Below are 18,548 nucleotides of genomic sequence, written 5' to 3' on the forward strand. Positions count from 1 at the left end.
CGCGAGCCCCCGGACGGTCATGTCGAATCCAGTCGGCGACGGAAGAAGTAAGGGGCCGGGCCACCGCTCACGCGGCCCGGTCCCGCCCCTTCCCCTTCCGTCCGCCGGAGGCGCCCGCCATGTCCGCACCGACCCGCACGCTCGCCGTCCCCGCGCCGGCGCCCGCGCTCGCCGTTCCCGCGCAGCCCCAGGCCGTCCCCGCGCAGCCCCAGGCCCCGGCCGGGGAGCCCACGCCCCGGTACGTCGTCGGTCTCGCCCGGGACCAGGAGGACGTACGGGCCGCCCAGCGGCTGCGCCACCAGGTCTTCGCCGGTGAGATGGGCGCCCTGCTCGACGGCCCCGAACCCGGCCTCGACGGCGACGCCTTCGACGCGTACTGCGACCACCTCCTGGTCCGGGAGGAGGGCACCGGCGAGGTCGTCGGCACCTACCGGATCCTGCCGCCCGACCGGGCCGCCGTCGCCGGACGCCTCTACTCCGAGACCGAGTTCGACCTCGCCCGCCTCGCCCCCGTCCGGCACGACCTGGTGGAGGTCGGCCGCTCCTGCGTCCACCCCGCCCACCGCAACGGCGCCGTGATCGCCCTCATCTGGGCCGGCCTCGCCCGCTACATGACCCGCACCGGCCACAACTGGCTCGCCGGCTGCTGTTCGATCCCGCTCGCCGACGGCGGCACCCTCGCCGCCGCCACCTGGGACACCGTCAAGGCCAAGCACCTCGCCCCCGAGGAGTACTGGGTCGCCCCGCACAAGCTGTGGAGCCCCGACGGCGTGGCCCGCCCCGAGGGCCGCACCGAGCTCCCGCCGCTGCTCCGCGGCTATCTGCGGCTCGGCGCCTGGGTGTGCGGAGCCCCCGCGCACGACCCCGACTTCGGCACCGCCGACCTCTACGTCCTCCTCTCGATGCGCCGCACCAACCCGCGCTACCTCCGCCACTTCCTCTCGCTCGTCCCCGCGTCGTGACCGGGGCCACGGCCCTCTCGCCGTGGCTTCCCACGGCGCCCTGCACCCCGGGCCACTGCACCGCCCACCCTTCCGGCGGCCGTGACCACCCGACGGAACGGGCCGGTGCCGTCCTCGCCGTGGCCCGGCTGACCGCCGGGATCGGCGCCGTCCTCCTCGGCGTCCTGCTCGCCCCGGCCGCCGGGCTGCTCCCGGCGGCCGCCCGCCTCGCCCTCGCCCGGAGCTGGGTGCGGGCGGTGGTCCGCGCCTTCGGCGTGCGCGTGCGGTACGAGGGGACGGCCGCCGCGCTCGACGGCCCGCTGCTCGTCGTCGCCAACCACGTCTCCTGGCTGGACATCCCCCTCGTCGCGGCCGTGCTGCCCGGCCGGATGGTGGCCAAGGCGGAGGTCCGCCGCTGGCCCGTCCTCGGCACGCTCGCCGCCCTGGGCGGCACCCTCTTCATCGACCGCGACCGGCTCAGGGCCCTGCCCGGCACCGTGCGGGCGATGTCCGGGGTGCTCGCCGGCGGGGGCCGGGTGGTCGTCTTCCCGGAGGGCTCGACCTGGTGCGGGCGGGCCGGGGGGCGCTTCCGCCCGGCCGCTTTCCAGGCCGCCCTGGACGCCGGGTGCGCCGTGCTGCCGGTACGGATCGACTACCGGCCCACCGGGGCCGCCGCGTACGTCGGGGACGATCCGCTCGGAGCGTCCTTGTGGCGGGTCGTCAGCGCGCGGCGGATGGTCGCCGATATTCGAATACTGGATCCGATATCCAGTATTCGGTATTCAGACCGCCGGGCCCTGGCCGCCGCGGCCCAGCAGGCCGTCTCCCGGCAGGGCGTTTCTCAGCAGGGTCTCCCTCAGCAGGGTGTCCCTCAGCAGGGCGTCCCTCAGCGAGCCGTCGCCAAGGACAGTGCGAACCTGCCCTCGCCGTCCGTCCACCAGCGGGACAGTTCCAGGTCCGCCGCCTCCAGCTCCTTCCGTACCCCCGCCTGACGGAACTTCGCCGACACCTCCGTCCGCATCTCCTCGCCCGCCGCGAACGGCACCACGAGATCCAGCTCCGGGATCTTCACGGTCAGCGCGCGGCGGGCGCGCAGCCGCATCTCGATCCACTCCCGCTCGGCGTCCCAGACGGCCACGTGGTCGAAGGCGGCCGGATCGGCGTCCGCGCCCAGCTCGCGGTCGATCACGGACAGCACGTTCTTGTTGAACTCGGCCGTCACCCCGGCCGCGTCGTCGTAGGCGGCCACGAGCGTCGCCTCGTCCTTCACCAGGTCCGTGCCGAGCAGCAGCGCGTCGCCCGGCGTGAGCATCGCGCGGACCGAACGCAGGAAGGTCCGCCGCTCGACGGGGAGCAGATTGCCGATCGTGCCCCCGAGGAAGGCCACCAGGCGCGGCCCCGGCGTCCCCGGCAGCGCGAGCCCGCGCGTGAAGTCGGCGACGAGCGCGTGCACCCACAGGTCCGGACGGTCCGCGAGCAGCGACTCGGCCGCCCCGACCAGCGCGGACTCGCTCACGTCCACCGGCACGTACGCGTCCAGGTCCGGCAGCAGCGCGTCGATCAGGAACCGGGTCTTCTCGGAGGAGCCGGAACCCAGCTCCACCAGCGTCCGGGCCCCGGTCGCGGCGGCGATCTCCGGCGCCCGCGCGGCCAGGATCTCCCGCTCCGCGCGCGTGGGGTAGTACTCGGGCAGCCGGGTGATCTCCTCGAAGAGCTCGCTGCCCCGGGCGTCGTAGAACCACTTGGGCGGCAGCTCCTTGGGGGAGCGGGTCAGACCGTGGAGGACGTCGGCGCGGAGATCGGCGCCGGCGGCGTCCGCGGCGAGGGTACGGGTCAGCTGGAACGGGCTCACGCGGACGGCTCCTTGAGCGGGGTGAGGGTGACGTCGGCGCGGTCGGCGGTGACGAGCGTGTGCTCGGGCACCTCCCGCCAGCGCGGATCGTCGTCGTACGGTTCGGAGGCCACGGCCACCCGGCCGGGGCCCGGCAGGTACCAGAGGCTGTTCCGCCAGGCGGTCGCGGCGATCAGGTCGCCGTCGGTGAGCAGCAGGTTCAGCCGGGAACCGGGGGCCGCGGCCGCGACCTCCCGGACGGTGTCGGCGAGCGCCGCCCCCGGCGCGTCCCCCGCCCGCAGCCGGTGCAGCACGAGCGCCCAGAGCAGCGCCGAGTCGCTGCGCGCCTCCAGACGCAGCAGCTCCCCGGCCGGCAACGCCCCGGCGAGCGCGGTGAGGGAGTCAGGCCAGCCCTCGACCGCGCCGTTGTGGCTGAACAGCCAGGGCCCGGCGGTGAACGGCGCCGCCGCGGCCTCCCCGTCGGCGCCGGGGAACGTGGCCCCCCGGACCGCTCCGAGGAACGCCCCGGCGCGCACCACCCGGGCGAGGTCGGCGAAGGACAGGTCGCCCCAGATCGGGCCGGCCCGCCGGTAGCGCGCCGGCACCGGATCCCCCTCGGCGTACCAGCCCACGCCGAAGCCGTCGGCGTTCACCACGCCGCTGTCCTGTGTACGGGGCTCCCAGGACTGGCGAAGGAGGGCGTGCGGCGGCCGGACAAGCAGCTCTCCCAGCGCCACCGGCCCGCCCACGTACGCGAGATGACGGCACATCAGTCGAGCTCCGCACTGCGCGCCGTCCGGAAGCCGGAGAAGATCTGGCGCCGCACCGGCAGGTCCCAGTTGCGGAAGGTTCCCCGGCAGGCGACCGGGTCCACCGCGAACGAACCGCCCCGCAGCACCTTGTACTCCGGACCGAAGAACACCTCCGAGTACTCCTTGTACGGGAAGGCCGTGAACCCCGGGTACGGCAGGAAGTCGCTGGCCGTCCACTCCCACACGTCACCGATCAGCTGCCGTACGCCGAGGGGCGAGGCGCCCGCCGGATAGCTGCCGGCCGCCGCGGGCCGCAGGTGCCGCTGCCCGAGGTTCGCGTGCTCCGGACCCGGATCGGCGTCGCCCCACGGGTAGCGGCGGGAGCGCCCGGTGGCCGGGTCGTGCCGGGCGGCCTTCTCCCACTCCGCCTCGGTCGGGAGCCGTCGTCCCGCCCAGCGGGCGTAGGCATCCGCCTCGTACCAGCTGACGTGCAGGACCGGCTCCTCCTCGGGCACCGGCTCCGTCACCCCGAACCGGCGGCGCAGCCACTGCCCGCCGTCCCGGCGCCAGAACAGCGGGGCCCCGATGTCGTGCTCCCGGATCTGCGCCCAGCCCTCCGGCCGCCACCAACGCCGGTCCGTGTAGCCGCCGTCGGCCATGAAGGCGAGGTAGGCGCCGTTCGTGACGGGGACGGTGTCGATGTGGAAGGCGGGGACGACACGGTGGTGCGCCGGCCGTTCGTTGTCCAGGGCCCACGGCTCGTCCGAGGTCCCCATGGTGAACGGGCCGCCGGGGACGAGGACTTCGGCGGGCAGCGGACCCGACCGCAGGACCGGCGGCGGGGGAGCGGTCAGGGCGGCCGGCCCCGTCCGCAGCTGATGGGTGATCAGCATCGTCTCGTCGTGCTGCTGTTCGTGCTGGGCGATCATCCCGAAGGCGAAGCCCGCGTCGAGCAGCGGCCGCCCCTCCAGCGGGGTGCTCTCCAGGACGTCGAGCACCCGGGTCCGTACGTCGCCGGCATAGGCCCGTGCCTCGCCCGGCGAGAGCAGCGGCAGCGACGGGCGGGCGGCGCGCGGGTGCTGGAAGGCGTCGTACAGGGAGTCGATCTCGGGCCGCAGCGCCTCGCGCCCCGCGACGGCCCGCCACAGCCACTGCTCCTCCTGGTTGCCGACGTGCGCCAGGTCCCAGACCAGCGGGGACATCAACGGCGAGTGCTGCGCGGTGAGTTCACCGTCCTCCACGCAGGAGGTGAGGAGCGCGGTGCGGTCCCGCGCGGTGGTGAGGGCGTCGAGGGCCCGCCGCCGCATGGACTCCTGATCGTCGGGGACCCCGCTCATGACGTCACCACCTGGAGGTTGTCGGCCGGGCAGCTCCCGGGGATCACGTACCGTTCCTGGAAGGCGGCGACCGCCCGCCGCACCTCCTCGCTCGCCCCGATCCGGGGCAGCGCGTCGAGCGCGGCGGAGAACACCGCCCGGGCCGCGGCGTGCAGCTCGGGATCGGCCAGACCGTCACGGGCCGCCGCCCGCCACAGCGGATTGCGCGGGGCGGGACCGGAGCCCGCCTGCTCCGCGAGCGGCTTCACCGCCCGGTACACGGTCTCCGCCGCCTCCGGGTCGTCGAACACCGCCGTCGTCACCGCCACCGGCACCATCCAGCCGTCCGGGCCCGGCTGCGCGTCCACCATCCGCAGCTCCAGATGACCGCGCGGCCGCACCGGCGGGAACAGGGTCGTCATGTGATAGCGCAGGTCGTCGGCGTCGGCCGGACGGGGGAGACCCGTGCGCAGCCACTCCCGGAACGTCAGCCCCTCCGGCACCGCCCACGGACCCTCCTCGGCCCGTACGCACATCACCGGGGTGTCCAGGACGTGCGCCGCCCACTCCGCGCGCGGCTCCCCGTCCGGCGACGGCGCGAGCGCCCGCCGCGGGTCCAGGTCCGTCCACAGCGCCTGCCGGGTCGAGCGCCACCCCGTCCGGCGCCCGCCGTGCACGGGGGAGTTGGCGAAAGCGGCCACGAGGACCGCGCCGAGCAGATGGGCCAGCTGCCAGCGCCGGTGGTAACCGAGCGGACCCGGCTCCTCGAAGCCGGCGTCGAGGCAGATCTGCACCGACGCCGAGTCGCACATCATCGCCCGCCCGGCGGGCCCGGTCCGGTCGAGCGCGGTCTCCATCGCGTCGTACCGCGGCTCGTGGAGCACCCGGCCGCGCGGCGCGTGCCAGGGGTCCACCCCGTATCCGCTGAGGGTCAGGCCGAGCGGTCCGAGCGCCCCCCGCACCGCGTCCAGATCGGCGGCGAGCGAGTCCAGGCACTCCATGAGGGAGCCGGCCGGGCGCGAGCTGAGCTCCAGCTGCCCGCCGGGTTCGAACGTGAGGGCCGACACCAGAGGCAGGGCCCGTACGGTGTCCAGCGCGGCCGCGAGCCTCGGCGGCCGCACCGGAAGACGGGGGTCGCGCAGCTCGTGCACGAGCCACTCCAGCTCCACCCCCACCGTGCGGGGCGGACCCGTCTTGAAGCAGATACATCGCAGCAGGTCCTCCGCCTCCGCCTCGGTGAGAGGGGGGCCGCCACGCGGTATGCCGCTGGGCGACATCCGTGCACCTCCTGGTCCTCGGGTGAACCGCTGCTTCCACCTAAAGCCACCACGGGGCGGCGTGCAAGAGCGCCTCGGACGGCACGCGTGCGCCCCCTGTGCCCCCGCTTGTCCTGATTCCCCCGCAGCCCCGGAAAACCCGTTGTTCCCACACGTACGAAACGATCATGCTGAAAGGCATGAGTGCACGACTGCGCGAGATCGCGCGGCGGACCGAGGAGATCGTCGCGGCGGGCCACTACCGAGCCCCCGACGGCCGCACGGTCGTCCTGACCGAAGACCTGGCCGCGGCCCTGGCCGGAACCCGTCTCCACGGCCCCGAACCCGTCCCGGTCACCCCGGACACCGACCGCACGCCCACCCTCACCGTCACCCCCGAGAGCAGCCTCGCGGCGGCCCGCCGGATGACCACGGCCGACCCCGCCCGCCCGGTCGCCGTCCTGAACTTCGCCTCGGCCCGCAATCCGGGCGGCGGCTATCTGAACGGCGCCCAGGCCCAGGAGGAGGCGCTCTGCCGGTCCTCCGCCCTCCACGCCACCCTGCTGCGCGCCCCCGAGTACTACGCCCACCACCGGGCCGAGCGGGACGCCTTCTACACCGACCGGGTCATCCACTCGCCCCGGGTCCCTGTCTTCCGCGACGACCGCGGCGACCTGCTCGCCGCCCCCTTCACGGTCGGCTTCCTCACCTCGCCCGCCCCCAACGCGGGCGTCGTCCGCCGGCAGACCCCCGAACTCGCCGACCGCGTCCCGGCCGCCCTCGCCTCCCGCGCCGAACGCGTCCTGGAGACCGCAGCCGCGGCCGGATACCGCCGACTCGTCCTCGGCGCCTGGGGCTGCGGAGTCTTCCAGAACGACCCGGCCCAGGTCGCGGCGACCTTCAAGGCCCTCCTCACCGGCGACGGCCGCTTCGCCGGCCACTTCGAGGAGATCGTCTTCGCCGTCCTGGACCGCTCCACCGGCACCCCGACCCTCGCCGCCTTCCGGCGGGTGCTCGGTGACCCGCTCTGACATGCGGGTCTTCCACCCCCGTGCCAGGCTGAGGGCATACGGACCACCGTCCGACACCCGTCACGGGAGGCACGATCGTGGGCAAGAAACAGACCCGGACGAACCGGGGAGCCCGTACCGGCGGCCATGAACACCGCACCGAAGCGGCCGCGAAGGAGAAGAGCGCGCCGACCCCCACGAGAGACGTGGCACCGACGTCCCTCGTCGAGCACGCGTCCCACCGCAAGGAACGCAAGTTCGGCCACAACTAGGCCGAGCGGATCGCACGGAAGGGCCCGGTGCCGTGACGGCACCGGGCCCTTCGTACTCGTACGCGGTTACTGACCGTCGCCCACCGGGATCTCCACGCTCTCCTCGGCCCGCGGCGCCGGCAGAACCGTCCCGCTCAGCTTCTCCTGCGCCGCCGGGCTCATCGTGGCCAGGAGCTGCCGGGCCAGGCCCAGACCCGTCCCGCCCATGGTCAGCGCCTTCGCGAAGACGTCCGCCATGCCGTCGGCGCCGTTGAGCAGCACCATCTGGTCGACGTTCCCGAAGGCGGAGGCGCCCGCGGAGACGATCTCCGGCCACTTCTCGGCCAGCTGCTGGGCGACCACGGCCTCCTGGTTCTCCGCGAGCGCCGCCGCCCGCGCCTTGATCGCCTCGGCCTCCGCCAGGCCCTTCGCGCGCGTGGCCTCGGCGACCGCGAGGCCCTTGGCGTGCTGCGCCGCCGCCTCGGCCTCACCGGTGAGCCGGGTCGCCGTCGCCTTGGCCGCGCTCGCGAGCTCCGTCTCCTTCGCCTCGGCCTCGGCGGCCGAGATCCGGGCGTCGCGCTCGGCCGCCGCCAGCGTCCGGGTCTCGTACGCCATGGCGTCGGCCGGCTTGCGGACCTCCGCCTGGAGCTGCTGCTCCTTGCGGAGGCCCTCCAGCTCGGCGACCCGGGTCTCCTGGACGACGACCTCCTGGCGCGAGGCCGCGTCGGCGAGCGGGCCGGCCTGCCGGGCCCGGGCGGAGGCCTGGTCCCGCTCGGCCTGGTAGCCCGCCTGGAGGATCTCGCTGTCGCGGGTCGCCTCCGACATGCGCGCCGCGGCCTGCTGCTCGGCCTCGGTCGCCCGCCGGTTCGCCTCCGCCTGCGCGATCCGCGCGTCCCGCTGGACGGCGGCCGCGTGCGGGGCGGCCAGGTTCTTGATGTACCCGGTGGGGTCCTCGATCTCGTGGATCTGCAGCGAGTCGACGATCAGGCCGAGCTTCTCCATCTCCGTGCCACAGGCCGAACGGGCCTGCCCGGTCAGCTTCTCCCGGTCACGGATCATGTCCTCTACCGTCAACCCGCCGACGATGGCGCGGAGATGACCGGCGAAGACGATGTGCACCCGCTCGCTCATCAGCTTCTGCTGGTCCAGGAAGCGGCGGGCCGCGTTGGCGATCGACACGAAGTCGTCACCGACCTTGAAGATCACCACACCGCGGACCTTCAGCGGAATGCCCTGGTGCGTCACGCACTCCACCGAAAGCTGCGTCTCGTTGAGGTCCAGCGACAGCTTCCGCACCGCCTGGACGCCGGGGAGCACGAGGGTCCCGCGACCGGTGACGATGCGGAACCCCATGCCGTCGCCGAGGCCCTCCATCTTGTGGTTGGAGCCGGAGATGATGAGCGCCTCGTTGGGTTCCGCGACGCGCCACATCAGTTTGAACACACCGATCAGAACGACGAGCGCGCCGACGACGACGCCCGCCAGAATGCCGATGCCCATTGGACTAGGTCCCCCTTCACCGGAGCCGAGCGGATCCGGTGAAGGGAGTGTGCGCCCGTGACGGGCGCACACTCAACGGTTCGGTCAACTGTCGTACGCGGCTGTGACATAGACGGTGCGCGGAGGGAGATGTTCCATGACCATCACGACCGTCCCGACCTCGATCCGCTCCTTCGGCGAGGCGGGATACGCGAGGAAGTGCTCGGCGCCGCCGCGGATCCGGACGATCACCTCGCCGACGAGGCCGGGGCCGACGGTGCCGGTCACACGGCCGAGCAGTCCCACCATCGCACTGTCCATCGACGCTTCGTCCATGCCTGAACGGTACGTCAGATCCAGCCGTCCAGGGCGGACATGAACCCGTCGAAGTCGTCCCGGTGGATCGTGTGCCCCGCCCCCTTCACCGTACGGAGCTCGAATCCGCGGTCCGCCAGCATCCGGGCGTCCTCCGGCCGCACCAGCGTGCTCGGATCGGCGAGGGTCACGAGCGAGGGCACCACGGGCCGGAGCGGCCACAGGTCGGCTCCCACGAAGGGCGTGAGGCCGTGGGCGCTCCGCTCGTCCCAGTCCCGTACCGACGCCATCTCGACGTCGACGTCCTCGTCCGGCCAGTGCGGGTTGAACCCCCTGATCTGTTCCCGGGTCATCCCCTTGCCCCGGACGAAGAGCTCGGCCCGGTAGCCGCAGGGGCCGGCCGCCAGGTGCCAGGCCGGGTCGGAGTACACCGCGCGGGCCGGCGCCAGGCGCTCCACCGCCTGCGCGAGGACGAGCCCGCCGAGCGAGTGCCCGATCGCCAGCTCCGCGCCGGCGGGCAGGGATGCGACGAGGTCGTCGGCATGGTCCTCCGGGCGGTACGCCTCCGGGCCCGCGGCCCGCTCGCTCGCCCCGTGCCCCCGCAGGTCCACGGCGATCACCCGGTAGCCGCGCTCCGCGAGCGCCGGTCCGACCCGGCGCCAGGTGCGGTGGTCGGCCATGATGCCGTGGACGAGCAGGGCGGTCCGGTCGCCGGATCCCCACGTGGTGGTGTGCAGGCGCACGGTGCCGCCTTTCCTGCGGTACTGGGCGGGCGCCGACGGGGGCCGGCGCCCGCCGTGGACGGTGCTCGGCGGGCGCCGACACGGGCCGGCGCCCGCCATGGACGGGCTGCGGCCTGCGCCGACACGGGTCGGTGCACGCCGCGGAGGGGCCGCGGCAGGCGCCTACCGGGGTCAGCCGGGGTCAGCGCACGCTGCGGATGGGGCGCACGGCCAGCGCGCCGAGTACCGACAGTACGGCCGCGACCAGGAAGAGCGCCGTGTATCCGCCACTCACCGACACGACGAGCGAGGCCACGAAGGGGGCGACGATCTGCGGTCCCGCGTTGGCGACGTTGAGGACGCCCATGTCCCGGGCCGCGTCCTCGGCCTTGGGCAGCACCATGGTCACCAGGGCGGTGTCGACGGCCATGTAGCAGCCGAAGCCGAGGCCGTTGACGACGGAGAAGGCCAGCATCGCGGTCCAGCTCGCCGAGACGGCCGGGATGAGCAGCGCGACGGCGGCCAGCACGGCGGAGGCGCCGACGAAGAGCTTGCGGCGGTCGAAGCGGTCCGAGAGCCAGCCGCCGAGCACGGTGGAGACCACCATGGCGACCGAGTTGACCGGCATGAGGATCGCCACGGCCTCCTCGGCGCTGAGGCCGGCGGGCAGGTCGGTGTGGTCCTTGAGGATGTACAGCTGGAAGCCGCTCACCGCGAAGTAGCCGAGGATGAGCAGGGCGCGGCCGATGAAGGCCCAGCGGAAGTCGTGGTTCTTCAGGGCGCTGCCGAAGGCCGCGATCTGCTGCTTGACCGGCAGCGGCGCCTTCGGGGGCATGCGCTCCTCACGGGCGCAGGTGGTGAACAGGACGGCGGTGGCGGCGACGATCGCGCCGAAGACGAGGTAGCCGGTGCGGTAGTGCTCGGAGAAGGCCGCGCCGACGAGGGCGCCGATCGTGGAGCCGATGGGGAGGCCGAGACCGACGGCGGCCGAGGCCTTGCCGCGCGCGGCGAGCGGGACCCGGTCGGGGACCACGGAGGTGAGGGCCGCCTGGTAGATGTTCATGACGGCCTGCCCCAGACACCAGGCGATGGTGACCAGCAGGATCGTGTGGACGCTGCCGAGGAGCAGCATCACGGGGAGGGCGAGCAGCCCGCCGGCGAGGATCCACGGGTTGCGGCGGCCCGAGCGGTCCGAGAGGGCGCCCGCGACCGGGTTGAAGACGGTGGCGAAGATCGCGGATATGCCGGAGACGAGGCCGAAGTTCGCCACCTTGCCGGCGGGGTCGATGTCCTCGATCTGGAGCGCGAGGAGCATGCCGGGGACGCCGATGTACAGCGCGTACATCGCGGTGTTGCCGGCGAGCAGCAGGGGCAGCAGGCCGCGCGTCGGCCGGGGGGCCGTGGGGGAGTCGGCGGTGCCGGTGGCGGGGGAGGAAAGGGCCACTTTGCCCTCCTGGAGGAGATCGCCCGATGCGGGGGCGAGAAGCGGATGGAACGGGGGAGGTGACACGTGTCAGTGGCACGTGTGAGCATTGTGTAGCACTCAGATCCGGCCATCCGCCAGACCCTGCGCCGGATCCTTCTGGAAAGATGCCGGATCGATGAGCCAGCCAACCGAACAGTCCCCCGAGCGCCCCTCCGGGCGCGCGGTCCCGACCAGCGCCGATGTCGCCCGGCTCGCGGGCGTCTCCCGGGCCACCGTCTCGTACGTCCTGAACAACACCTCGGCCGTCCGCATCAGCGAGCCCACCCGGCAGCGGGTGCGCGAGGCGGCCGAGGAGCTGGGCTACGTGCCGCACGCCGCGGCCCGCAGCCTGCGCGCGGGCCACAGCCGCATGGTGCTGCTCCCGACCCCCCACGTCCCCGTCGGGCCGCTGTACAGCCAGTTCTTCAACGACTTCCAGTGGGCCCTGCGCCGCCTCGACTACACGGTCGTGCAGTACGGCAGCGTCGGCCTCCAGGCCGAGGAGGCCGCCCGCGCCTGGGCCGAGCTGCGGCCGGTGGCCGTGGTCTCCCTCGGCGAGGTCGAGCTGACCGGGCAGGGCGTCGAGATCCTCAAGCGGTCCGGAGCCCGGGCCGTGATCACTCTCGGCACCCAGCGCGTGGAGGGCACCCACGCCTTCGTCATGGACCAGGGCCGGGTCGGCGAGGTCGCCACCGAGCACCTCCTGGAGACCGGCCGGCGCCGGATCGGCGTCATCGTCCCCGAGGAGCCGGGCCTCGCCATGTTCTCCGGACCCCGGCTCGACGGCGCGCGCCGCGCGGCCGAGGCCGCCGGCGCCACCGTCGTACCCCTGCCGCTGCGGTACGAGGAGGAGTCGGCCGACGCGCTCGCCGCGCGGTGGCGCGAGCTCGGGCTCGACGGCGTCTTCGCGTACAACGACGAGTACGCGATGCTTCTGATGCGGTCGCTCCAGGACGCCGGGATCTCCGTGCCCGAGGAGACCGCCGTCATCGGCGCCGACGACCTGCTCCTCGGCCGGCTCCTTCGCCCCCGGCTCTCCACCGTACGGATCGACATGGTGGTCGGCCGCGAGCTGGCGGAGCTGGTCGACCGCGCCGTACGGGAACCGGACGCCCCGCCGGTCTCCCGCGACCTGCTCGACTCGCGGGTCGTCCGGCGGGAATCGAGCTGACGGCCCCGCCGGACTCCCACCGGGCGGCCCGCCGGGGCCGGTGGCACCTCGGCGTCGCCCGGCGGGAGTCCGGTGGCACCTCGGCGTCGCCGGGCGGGAGTCCGGCGGGAGCGCGGTAGCGTCCCGGTGCCGCCCGGCAGGAGCCCGGTGGCACCCCGGTGTCGCCCGGCGGGAGCCCGGCCGAGCGCTTAGCTTCGGTGCATGAGCACAGTTCCGAAGCGGTTCGAGATCCTGCTGGTGCCCGAGCACGTCGAGGACCGCGGCGGCGCCGCCGTCGCGGACAGCGCCGTCCGCTCGGCCGTCGTCGAGGCCACCGGGCGGCACGGCGAGACGGGCTACCCGATCTACGAGGGGCACGGCATCCGAGCCGACATCGACCCCGAGACGCTCACCGTCGAGGCGCTGCTCGTCGACGGCCGCGAGCTGGACTACGGCCTCACGGCCCTGGTCCGCCCCGCCGCTGCCCGCTGACCCTCCCGCCCCCTCTCCGGTGTCCCGAAGCGGCCCGTTGACACGGCGGGCCGTCCGGCAGAGACTCTGCGCGCCCGATCGGGCGAAGATTGATTCACCAGGCGAACAGAGTCGTTCCGCAGGTCACGTGGGAGAGAACCGATGAGCATCCGCGACGTCTACATCGTCGACGCCGTCCGCACCCCGATCGGGAAGTTCGGCGGCGCCCTCGCCGGCGTGCGTCCCGACGACCTCGCGGCTCACGTGGTCCGCGCGCTCGTCGACCGCTCGCCCGCGCTCGACCCCGCGCGCGTGGACGACGTCTACTTCGGCGACGCCAACGGCGCGGGCGAGGACAACCGCGACGTCGCGCGGATGGCCGTCCTCCTCGCGGGCCTGCCCGTCACCGTCCCGGGCGTCACCGTCAACCGCCTCTGCGGCTCCGGCCTCGAAGCCGTCATCCAGGCCGCCCGCGCCATCGCCCTCGGCGACGCCTCCGTGGCGATCGCGGGCGGCGTCGAGTCGATGTCCCGCGCCCCCTGGGTCCTGCAGAAGCCCGAGCGGGCCTTCCCCGCCGGCCACCAGCAGCTCCACTCCACGACCCTCGGCTGGCGCATGACCAACCCGAAGATGCCCGCCGAGTGGACCGTCTCGCTCGGCGAGGGCGCGGAGCTCGTCGCCGACAAGCACGGCATCACCCGCGAGCAGCAGGACGCCTTCGCGCTCGCCAGCCACCGCAAGGCGGCCGAGGCCTGGGCGAAGGGGCTCTACGACGACGAGGTCGTCCCGTACCCCGGCGTGGACCTCGCCCGCGACGAGTGCATCCGCGACTCCACGTCCATGGAGGCCCTCGCCAAGCTCAAGCCGGCCTTCCGCCCCGAGGGCGGCACCGTCACCCCGGGCAACTCCTCGCCGCTCAACGACGGCGCCGCCGCCCTGCTCCTCGTCGACGAGGACGGGCTGCGCGAGACCGGCCGCGAGCCCCTCGCACGGATCCGCACCTCCGCGGTCACCGGGATCGAGCCCCAGCTCTTCGGCCTCGGCCCGGTCGCGGCGGTCCGCCGGGCCCTGGAGAAGGCCGGGCGCTCCTTCGCCGACCTGAGGACCTTCGAGCTCAACGAGGCCTTCGCGGCCCAGTCGCTCGGCTGCCTCGCGGAATGGCCGGAACTGGACCCCGACATCGTGAATCCTCGCGGCGGAGCGGTCGCGATCGGCCACCCGCTCGGCGCGTCCGGCGCCCGACTGGCCGGCTCGGTGGCGCACCAGCTCGCCGCCGCCGGCTCCGGCACGGGCCTCGCCGCCCTCTGCATCGGCGTCGGCCAGGGCCTGGCGCTGGTCCTGGAGCGCTGACGGCCCGCAAGTCCGCGACAGCACGCGAGAGGGGTACGGGAGAGCCTCCCGTACCCCTCTCGCCGTGGGTCACTTCGCCTGCGCGTCCTCGATCGACTTGCGGACCTCGTCCATGTCCAGCTTGCGCGCCTGCCCGATGACGTCCTCCAGGGCGTTCTCCGGCAGCGCGCCCGGCTGCGCGAACACGGCCACGTTGTCGCGGACGATCATCAGGGTCGGGATCGAGCGGATCTCGAACGCCGCGGCCAGCTCCTGCTGCGCCTCGGTGTCCACCTTGGCGAAGACGAGATCCTGGTGCCGCTCGGACGCCGCCTCGAAGACCGGGCCGAACTGACGGCAGGGACCGCACCACGAAGCCCAGAAATCGATGAGCACGAACTCGTTCCCGCTCACGATCTCGTCGAAGTTGTCCTTGGTGAGCTCTACGGTGCTCATGCTGCCTACCTTTCGGGTCTCCTGGCGTGGTCCTCACGGTCCCCCGGGGACTCGCCCGGCACAACGGCGTATCGAGCCGCGCTATTCCGCACCGCTGCCACCAGACTGGGAGCCATGACACGAACGGTGGAAGACGAGCACACCTACGACGTCGTGGTGATCGGCGCGGGCCCGGTCGGCGAGAACGTCGTCGACCGGGTGCGGGCGGGCGGCCTGACCGCGGCGATCGTCGAGAGCGAGCTGATCGGCGGCGAGTGCTCGTACTGGGCGTGCATGCCCAGCAAGGCGCTGCTCCGTCCCGCGATCGCCCGCTCGGACGCCCGGAAGGTCGCGGGTCTGCGCGAGTCGGTCTACGGCCCGCTGGACGCGATGGAGGTCTTCGCCCACCGGGACAAGGTCGTCGGCCACTGGAAGGACGGGGGCCAGGTCGACTGGCTGGACTCGATCGACGTACGGGTCTTCCGCGGCCACGGCCGCCTCCACGGGCCGCGCAAGGTCGAGGTCACCAGTCCCGAGGGCGAGCGCCATGTGCTGACCGCCCGGCACGCGGTCGCCGTCTGCACCGGCACCCGCGCCCTCCTCCCCGAACTGCCGGGGCTGCCCGCGGCGCATCCCTGGACCAGCCGTGAGGCGACCAGCTCCGACCGGGTGCCCGAGCGGCTCGTCGTGGTCGGCGGGGGAGTGGTGGGCGTGGAGATGGCCACCGCGTACCAGGCCCTCGGGGCGAAGGTGACCCTGCTGGTACGGGGCGGGGGGCTGCTGCCGCGCATGGAGCCGTTCCTCGGCGAGCACGTGGCCGCCGCGCTCACCGCGCGCGGCGCTGACGTCCGTACCGACACGGCGGTGAGCGCGGTGGTGCGCGACGGGGGCACCGGCCCGGTCACCGTGCTCCTGGAGGGCGGCGACCACGTCGAGGGCGACGAGGTGCTGTTCGCGACCGGCCGCAAGCCGCGCACCGAGGACATCGGCCTGGAGACGGTCGGTCTGGCCCCGGGCTCCTGGCTCGACGTCGACGACAGCCTCCGGGTCACCGGAAGCGACTGGCTCTACGCCGTCGGCGACGTCAACCACCGCGCGCTCATGACCCACCAGGGCAAGTACCAGGCCCGGATCGCGGGCGCCGCGATCGCCGCCCGCGCGCAGGGCGGCGACTCCGCCCTGGACACCGGGCGGTGGGGCGCGCACGCGGCCACCGCCGACCACGCGGCCGTGACGCAGGTCGTGTTCAGCGACCCCGAGGCGGCCGCCGTCGGACTCACCCTCGCCGAGGCGGAGCGCGCCGGGTACCGGGTCCGGGCCGTGGACCTCGACATGCGGTCCGTCGCCGGGGCCGGCCTCTACGCCCAGGGGTACCGAGGGCACGCCCGGATGGTCGTCGACCTCGACCGGGAGGTGGTGCTCGGCGCCGCCTTCGTCGGGCCCGGCATCGGGGAGCTCCTCCACTCGGCGACGGTCGCCGTCACGGGCGAGGTGCCGATCGCCCGCCTGTGGCACGCCGTCCCCGCGTATCCGACGCTGAGCGAGGCGTGGCTGCGGCTGTTGGAGGCCTACCGGGGCTGACGTCCAGTCATTCCCTTTCGTTTTCCTCGGCGTTGAGGGGGATCAGGGCGCGCGCCGCCGAGCGCGCGGCCTCCAGGGCGGGCCGGGGATCCCGGCCCGGCTCCTGGCCGAGGACCACCCGGGTGCTCAACCCGTCGAGCAGGGCCAGGAGTTCGGAGGCGCGCGCGCCGGCGTCCAGCGGGGCGAAGCGCCGGCGTGCCGCGCCCGCCGTGAGCAGGGTCTCCAGGTCCTCCTGCCAGCCCGTGTCCAGTTCGGCCTGGGCCTCGCGGAGCGCGGCGTTGCCGGGGGTGCGGGCCCAGAGCTCGATCCACAGGGTCCAGCGCGGATCGCGCGGGCCGCGCGGGAGGTAGAGCTCGAGGAAGAGGTCGAGCTTGCGCTCGGCCGTGATCCGCCGGGCGAGCAGGGCGCGCCGCTCCTCGGCGAGCGCGGCCTCGCTCCACCGGAGGGCGGCGAGCAGCAGCAGGTCCTTGCTGCCGAAGTAGTACAGGATGTGGCCGCCGCTGGTGCCGAGCCGCTCGGCGAGGGCCGACATGGTGAGGGAGGCGAGGCCGTCCTCGGCGATCGCCGCCATGGCCTCCTCCAGCATCCGTTCCTGGGTGATGTTGCCGTCCCGCCGTCGTGCCGCGCCTGCCACCGCCGCCGTCCCGTTCCGTTCGTCTCTGTCCGTCGCGTCTCCGCTGTCTGCGAGATCGACCTTAACCGCAACCTCCGAGGGTCTTGACGTGGCCTGAACCCGTCGCACATCTTGAATGCCGTTCTAAAAGTTAGAACGGCATTCAAGACGGCGTGCAGGCGTCGTCCACGACAGGAGTGCGGTGTGCTCGAACACGAGACGGCGCCCGTGACCACGGGCCGGACAGCGACCGACGAGGTCTTCCAGGTCGAGGAACACGGAATCGACCCCATCCCCGACGCCGAACGGCACGGCGGCGCCAAGGACGTCTTCTGGCTCTGGTTCGGCTCGAACCTCACCTTCACCTACGTCATCAACGGCGCCCTCGCCGTCGCCTTCGGGCTCTCCTTCTGGCAGGCCACCGCCGTCGTCGTGCTCGGCGGCCTCTCCTTCCTCGCCATCGGCGCGGCCGGACTCAGCGGCGTGCGCACCGGCACCGCCACCCTCGTCATCTCCCGCGCCGCCTTCGGCCGCCGCGGGAACTGGCCCGCCGGCCTGCTGAACTGGATCGTCAGCATCGGCTACACCATCGTCAACACCGTCGTGGGCACCCTCGCCCTCGAAGCCTTCTTCACCGACCTCGGCTGGAACGGCGGACACACCGCCCGCGCCCTCGCGCTCGCCGTCACCCTCGCGCTGACCTTCGCCGTCGCCCTCTGGGGCCACGCCACCGTCCAGTTCGCCGAACGCTGGATGGCGTACGTCCTCGCCGCCGGCTTCGCCGCCCTGCTCGTCCTCGTCCTGCCCGGCGCCGACACCGCCGCCCCCGCCGCCGCGCCCGGCGCCTCCGGCTGGAGCCTCGCCTTCGTCGTGATGCTCGCGGGCCCCTTCTCGTACCTCCCCATGCCCGCCGACTACACCCGCTACCTGCCCCGCACGACCAGCCTCAGGGCCGTCACCTGGAGCGGCGCCCTCGGCGGCTTCGTCTCCTCCGTCGCCCTCGGCGTCGCCGGCGTGGCCGCCGCGACCCAGGCCGACATGACCGACGCCGTCGCGGGCACCGAGAGCCTCCTCCCCGGCTGGTTCCAGCCCCTCTTCCTCGCCCTGGTCCTCGGCGGCTCCGTCACCAACTCGATCATCACGCTCTACTCGTCGAGCCTGAACCTCCAGGTCCTCGGCATCCCCTGGAGCCGCGCCCGCGCCATCGTCATCAGCGCGGCCGTCACCGCCGTCGGCTCCCTCGGCGCCCTCTTCCTCACCGACTTCACCACCTCCCTCCTCTCCTTCCTCTCCCTCCTGATCATCGTCTTCGCCCCCTGGGGCGGGGTCTTCCTCGCCGACATGGTGCTCCGCCGCTGCACCTACGACTCCGCAGGCCTGCACGCCGACACGGGCGGCACCTACTGGTACCGCTCCGGCTGGCACCCGGCCGGCATGACCGCGCTCCTCGCCGGCCTCGTCTTCTCCGCGCTCACCTGCGACTCCGAGCTGTGGACCGGCCCCCTCGTCGCCCCGCTCGGCGGCGCGGACCTCACGCTCCTCGGCGCGGTCGTCTCCGCCCTGGTGTACGTGCTCCTCGCCCGCCGCACCGTCGCCCCCGTCCAGTAAGCACCCCCGTACGACACGGAGTT

At 73.8% G+C, this 18,548-nt stretch carries 19 protein-coding genes; 9 read left to right on the plus strand and 10 right to left on the minus strand.

The annotated features are described in order from the left end of the window. Positions 1-119: 119 nt before the first annotated feature. Together SVTN_RS34020 and SVTN_RS34025 are read left to right on the plus strand one after the other, a co-directional pair. Positions 120-962, plus strand: a complete 843-nt coding sequence (locus tag SVTN_RS34020; protein ID WP_041132535.1) for a GNAT family N-acetyltransferase — start codon at positions 120-122, stop codon at positions 960-962. After that, entirely contained in the window at positions 959-1,933 is a 975-nt protein-coding gene (locus tag SVTN_RS34025) for a lysophospholipid acyltransferase family protein (RefSeq protein WP_041132536.1), read from the plus strand. Before SVTN_RS34020 ends, SVTN_RS34025 begins: the two co-directional genes overlap by 4 nt. On the opposite strand, the gene egtD is transcribed toward SVTN_RS34025, so the two are convergent. The 4 genes from egtD to egtA are packed head-to-tail and all read right to left on the minus strand — an operon-like array spanning position 1,828 to position 6,117. Further along, entirely contained in the window at positions 1,828-2,793 is a 966-nt protein-coding gene (gene egtD / locus SVTN_RS34030) for an L-histidine N(alpha)-methyltransferase (protein WP_041132537.1), read from the minus strand. The two genes, SVTN_RS34025 and egtD, sit on opposite strands and share 106 nt — an antisense overlap. Continuing rightward, positions 2,790-3,542 (minus strand): ergothioneine biosynthesis protein EgtC, encoded by a 753-nt coding sequence (egtC, locus tag SVTN_RS34035; protein WP_041132538.1) that lies wholly within the window; start codon positions 3,540-3,542, stop codon positions 2,790-2,792. The genes egtD and egtC overlap by 4 nt, the downstream gene beginning before the upstream one ends. After that, positions 3,542-4,861, minus strand: coding sequence for an ergothioneine biosynthesis protein EgtB (gene egtB / locus SVTN_RS34040; RefSeq protein ID WP_041132539.1), 1,320 nt, complete (start codon positions 4,859-4,861; stop codon positions 3,542-3,544). The genes egtC and egtB overlap by 1 nt, the downstream gene beginning before the upstream one ends. Next, entirely contained in the window at positions 4,858-6,117 is a 1,260-nt protein-coding gene (gene egtA / locus SVTN_RS34045) for an ergothioneine biosynthesis glutamate--cysteine ligase EgtA (protein ID WP_041132540.1), read from the minus strand. The genes egtB and egtA overlap by 4 nt, the downstream gene beginning before the upstream one ends. Before the next feature lie 179 nt (positions 6,118-6,296). Between egtA and SVTN_RS34050 the strand changes: the two genes are divergently transcribed. Next, positions 6,297-7,127: a TIGR02452 family protein gene (locus tag SVTN_RS34050; protein WP_041134526.1), complete on the plus strand. Its 831-nt coding sequence runs from the start codon at positions 6,297-6,299 to the stop codon at positions 7,125-7,127. A 77-nt stretch (positions 7,128-7,204) separates the two neighbouring features. Then, positions 7,205-7,378, plus strand: a complete 174-nt coding sequence (locus tag SVTN_RS44895) for a hypothetical protein (RefSeq protein WP_167352222.1) — start codon at positions 7,205-7,207, stop codon at positions 7,376-7,378. A gap of 66 nt (positions 7,379-7,444) precedes the next feature. On the opposite strand, the gene SVTN_RS34055 is transcribed toward SVTN_RS44895, so the two are convergent. The 4 genes from SVTN_RS34055 to SVTN_RS34070 form a co-directional block, all read right to left on the minus strand. After that, entirely contained in the window at positions 7,445-8,857 is a 1,413-nt protein-coding gene (locus SVTN_RS34055) for an SPFH domain-containing protein (protein ID WP_041132541.1), read from the minus strand. A gap of 84 nt (positions 8,858-8,941) precedes the next feature. Further along, the gene (locus SVTN_RS34060; protein ID WP_041132542.1) at positions 8,942-9,172 is read right to left on the minus strand and encodes a hypothetical protein; all 231 of its coding nucleotides are present in this window, start codon (positions 9,170-9,172) and stop codon (positions 8,942-8,944) included. A 14-nt stretch (positions 9,173-9,186) separates the two neighbouring features. Beyond that, the gene (locus tag SVTN_RS34065; protein WP_041132543.1) at positions 9,187-9,894 is read right to left on the minus strand and encodes an alpha/beta fold hydrolase; all 708 of its coding nucleotides are present in this window, start codon (positions 9,892-9,894) and stop codon (positions 9,187-9,189) included. 181 nt (positions 9,895-10,075) lie between these two features. After that, positions 10,076-11,317, minus strand: a complete 1,242-nt coding sequence (locus tag SVTN_RS34070) for an MFS transporter (RefSeq protein WP_041132544.1) — start codon at positions 11,315-11,317, stop codon at positions 10,076-10,078. A 157-nt stretch (positions 11,318-11,474) separates the two neighbouring features. Here SVTN_RS34070 and SVTN_RS34075 point away from each other — a divergent pair, with 157 nt between their 5' ends. From SVTN_RS34075 to SVTN_RS34085, 3 genes are all read left to right on the plus strand, one after another. Next, positions 11,475-12,509, plus strand: a complete 1,035-nt coding sequence (locus SVTN_RS34075; protein WP_041132545.1) for a LacI family DNA-binding transcriptional regulator — start codon at positions 11,475-11,477, stop codon at positions 12,507-12,509. A gap of 201 nt (positions 12,510-12,710) precedes the next feature. Beyond that, entirely contained in the window at positions 12,711-12,980 is a 270-nt protein-coding gene (locus SVTN_RS34080; RefSeq protein WP_041132546.1) for a hypothetical protein, read from the plus strand. 141 nt (positions 12,981-13,121) lie between these two features. Next, a complete protein-coding gene (locus SVTN_RS34085; protein WP_041132547.1) occupies positions 13,122-14,309 on the plus strand; it encodes a thiolase family protein in 1,188 nt (395 codons plus the stop codon). 69 nt (positions 14,310-14,378) lie between these two features. On the opposite strand, the gene trxA is transcribed toward SVTN_RS34085, so the two are convergent. Next, a complete protein-coding gene (gene trxA, locus SVTN_RS34090; protein WP_041132548.1) occupies positions 14,379-14,744 on the minus strand; it encodes a thioredoxin in 366 nt (121 codons plus the stop codon). A gap of 114 nt (positions 14,745-14,858) precedes the next feature. On the opposite strand from trxA, the gene SVTN_RS34095 reads away from it, so the two are divergent. Beyond that, on the plus strand, positions 14,859-16,304 hold the full coding sequence (locus SVTN_RS34095; RefSeq protein WP_167352223.1) for a dihydrolipoyl dehydrogenase family protein: 1,446 nt from the start codon (positions 14,859-14,861) through the stop codon (positions 16,302-16,304). A 7-nt stretch (positions 16,305-16,311) separates the two neighbouring features. On the opposite strand, the gene SVTN_RS34100 is transcribed toward SVTN_RS34095, so the two are convergent. Then, positions 16,312-16,938: a TetR/AcrR family transcriptional regulator gene (locus SVTN_RS34100; RefSeq protein ID WP_041132549.1), complete on the minus strand. Its 627-nt coding sequence runs from the start codon at positions 16,936-16,938 to the stop codon at positions 16,312-16,314. Between the two features lie 183 nt (positions 16,939-17,121). Here SVTN_RS34100 and SVTN_RS34105 point away from each other — a divergent pair, with 183 nt between their 5' ends. Then, positions 17,122-18,525, plus strand: a complete 1,404-nt coding sequence (locus SVTN_RS34105) for a purine-cytosine permease family protein (protein ID WP_041132550.1) — start codon at positions 17,122-17,124, stop codon at positions 18,523-18,525. The last annotated feature ends 23 nt before the right edge of the window (positions 18,526-18,548 follow it).

The organism is Streptomyces vietnamensis, assembly GCF_000830005.1.
GTDB classification, from domain to species: domain Bacteria; phylum Actinomycetota; class Actinomycetes; order Streptomycetales; family Streptomycetaceae; genus Streptomyces; species Streptomyces vietnamensis.

What these genes read in the sequence shown, in the direction of transcription:
- SVTN_RS34020 (WP_041132535.1), top strand. Translation starts at nt 120, where the DNA reads ATGTCCGCACCGACCCGCACGCTCGCCGTCCCCGCGCCGGCGCCCGCG.
- egtC (WP_041132538.1), bottom strand. Translation starts at nt 3,542, where the DNA reads ATGTGCCGTCATCTCGCGTACGTGGGCGGGCCGGTGGCGCTGGGAGAG.
- egtB (WP_041132539.1), bottom strand. Translation starts at nt 4,861, where the DNA reads ATGAGCGGGGTCCCCGACGATCAGGAGTCCATGCGGCGGCGGGCCCTC.
- egtA (WP_041132540.1), bottom strand. Translation starts at nt 6,117, where the DNA reads ATGTCGCCCAGCGGCATACCGCGTGGCGGCCCCCCTCTCACCGAGGCG.
- SVTN_RS34050 (WP_041134526.1), top strand. Translation starts at nt 6,297, where the DNA reads ATGAGTGCACGACTGCGCGAGATCGCGCGGCGGACCGAGGAGATCGTC.
- SVTN_RS34055 (WP_041132541.1), bottom strand. Translation starts at nt 8,857, where the DNA reads ATGGGCATCGGCATTCTGGCGGGCGTCGTCGTCGGCGCGCTCGTCGTT.
- SVTN_RS34060 (WP_041132542.1), bottom strand. Translation starts at nt 9,172, where the DNA reads ATGGACGAAGCGTCGATGGACAGTGCGATGGTGGGACTGCTCGGCCGT.
- SVTN_RS34075 (WP_041132545.1), top strand. Translation starts at nt 11,475, where the DNA reads ATGAGCCAGCCAACCGAACAGTCCCCCGAGCGCCCCTCCGGGCGCGCG.
- SVTN_RS34080 (WP_041132546.1), top strand. Translation starts at nt 12,711, where the DNA reads ATGAGCACAGTTCCGAAGCGGTTCGAGATCCTGCTGGTGCCCGAGCAC.
- SVTN_RS34085 (WP_041132547.1), top strand. Translation starts at nt 13,122, where the DNA reads ATGAGCATCCGCGACGTCTACATCGTCGACGCCGTCCGCACCCCGATC.
- trxA (WP_041132548.1), bottom strand. Translation starts at nt 14,744, where the DNA reads ATGAGCACCGTAGAGCTCACCAAGGACAACTTCGACGAGATCGTGAGC.
- SVTN_RS34095 (WP_167352223.1), top strand. Translation starts at nt 14,859, where the DNA reads ATGACACGAACGGTGGAAGACGAGCACACCTACGACGTCGTGGTGATC.